General features: G+C 39.1%; 1 protein-coding gene. It reads right to left on the bottom strand.

The features are described from left to right. Positions 1-2,645, bottom strand: a 2,645-nt coding sequence (locus QUA45_RS28475; protein WP_333223270.1) for a hypothetical protein, incomplete at both ends; no start/stop codon positions are given.

Raw genomic sequence — 2,645 nt, 5'->3', positions numbered from 1 at the left:
CCATCGCTTGTGCCGTTATTTTCTCCTTTGTCTACCAAATCAATACCTACATTTCCCTCAATTCCTCCTTTTAAATAACCAGAAGCAACTACCACATCTAGTCCAAATCCAGCACCAATAGTAGCTTTAAGTTTGAGTTCGTCAACATCTTGTCCTATGCCGTTAGCATTTTCGCGATCGCTTACATAAAATCCATCCAAAACTTTAATAGCCGATCGCGAATCGAACCCAGCATTTTTCCACTGTTGAAGTCCGTAGGTATCGTATCCAAATCCTAGATCCGCAGATGCACTAAATTTTCCTTCTAAAAGTCCGCTGATTGGTCCCCAGATGGGAAAGGTTTTGTCGATGTTGAAGTCAAACCCTAGTTTGGGCATATCATAGGTAAAAAGGTTGACATCCGGTTTCCCTAATAGCAAATTAACTGCATTACTTGGCTTAGTTAATAGGGGTATGTCTAGACCTTCAATTCCTGTAAAATCATTCAAAAACTTCTTGACTTTGCCTCCTGTTTTTGAGTTTATTTGTTGGTTGGCGTTGGCAGGACGACTCTTAGAGACAAGCACAGCATTTTTAGTGCTAGAATTGGGATTGGTAGCATCAAACTTTCCTAGTCTATAGGAACCTAAGTCAAGGAATAATCCACTATTATTGGTTGAAATTTGGTTGGCTAACTGACTGAGATTGTCAATGTTTTTAAGGCCATCTAAGAAGCGAGTATCAATTTTTTTGCCTAACAATGTTCCTGCTATGTCTACAAGAGTAACTTTGCCATCTTTATTTTGGTCAAAAAACTTGCCAAGACCAATTTTAGACACTAATTTAGTATCAGCATTCAAGAAGTCAACAACTGGTTTGAAGGGCTTGACAATTTCTGAGATTTTGCCGACAATTGGTTTAGCAAAGTTACTGACAAATGTTCCCAAGTTAAGTTTGACATTATCGAAGTTTACCGTTGGAGTTTGCGGCCCGGTTAATTCACCGTTAGCGTAGTTGACGATCGGCCAATTAACTCCGATGTCGAAGTCAAAGGATGGGATAGCCGGATTGCCGTTAATGCTAGTTTTGGCTTGCAGACCGAGATTAGCACTACTATTTAAGGTAGGGTTCAATAAGTCTGACAACTGATAGTTGCTAGTAAGTTCTGGGAAAGTTAGGCGATCGCCGTCATTTGCACCTCCCAAATTATCTAAATCTTTTAATTTGACGGCAAATTTTGCTTCAGCTTTGGTAGGACTGTCCTTATCGTTGGCAAGGTCAATTTGGAAAAAGCCTAATTTACCTTTGGCATTGAAATTATTATCTAGACCAGCTTCTACATTTGCGTCCAGTTTGGTTTGAGTGGTGTCAACATAGAAACCAAAATCTTGATTGATGCCAAATCCTAATGATAAGTTACCCTCAAGTTTGGATTGTGCTTTGCCATTTACATCCAAACCTAGTGCTGGAATTCCTAAGTCTCCAGAAAGGTTAACATCTGGAAATTTATAGTTTTGGTCTAGGAAAATTTGTAGATTAATGTCGTCTGGAGTTCCTTTGCCAATGACTTTTAAACGAGGCACAGAGAAACCAAATACAGACTTGTTGGGAGGGAAATATTTGGTTAATTCTGCTTGCAGGTTGTTGGCAATTTGTTCAGAAAATTTTTGGGTAAATTGAGAAGTTAATTTTGCACCTAATGCTTCGGAATTGAAATTGCCATCTAGCGAATCTTGGACAAGAGAAGTGAGGGTTGAACTGAGAGTACGCTCGCTGACTAACTTCAACTCATTTATTGCAGTCTCTTTGAAGGTATTAAGGAAATTTAAAGCACTAGAATTGCCGGGAATTACGTCTTTCAATTTTCCTAAGATTGGAAGTTTAACTTCCATTAAATTTTGATTGAGACTGTCTTGAAGCTGAGTCAAACTTCTTTCCAACCCTTGTAATGTTTGCCCCCAGTTAAAAGAGACGTTATCGATATTAACTGTTGGCTTTTGCGGTGCAGTTAATTGACCGTTGGTATAATTAATCGCCTGCCAATTAGCGCCTAGGTCAAAACTTAAGGAAGGAAAAGCAGGATTGTTGTTAATGCTAGTTTTAGCTTGCAGACCGAGATTAGCATTAGCAGTTAAGGTAGAATTAAACAAGTCTGATAACTGATAGTTACCGCCAAGTTCTGAGAGAGTTAAGCGAGAGCCATCATTCGCACCTCCCAAATTATCCAAATCCTTCAAATTGACTGCTAATTTAGCCTCAGCTTTAGTGGGATTTTGAAGATTATTATTCAGGTCAAGTTGTAAAACGCCTAAATTAGCTTGTGCCTTAGAGTTGTCATCTATTCCGGCGTCAAAATTAGCTGTAAGCTTGGTTTTGTCGGTATCTATGAAGCAACCAAAATCTTTATGGACGCCCACAGCGATCGCCAAATCAAAATTTGCTGTTGATTTAGCTTTCCCATCCGTAGTCAAACCTAATCTCGGCACCCCTAAATTTTGGGCTAAATTAGCATCGGTTTGATATGCTTTACCCAGTGTAATTAGTAAAGTGCTTTCATCTTGAGTAGAATTGCGATAGACTTTGACGTTGAAATCAGATCCAAGTACATTGCCCAGAGTAGTTTCTAACTGATCGGTAGTTTGATTTACCCCATTTTTAACCGCATC

The sequence above is a fragment of the Microcoleus sp. Pol12A5 genome (genome assembly GCF_036701435.1).
Lineage (GTDB): Bacteria > Cyanobacteriota > Cyanobacteriia > Cyanobacteriales > Microcoleaceae > Microcoleus.
The sequence above is the reverse complement of the archived record's forward strand: the minus strand, read 5'-3'. Positions and strand labels throughout refer to the sequence as shown.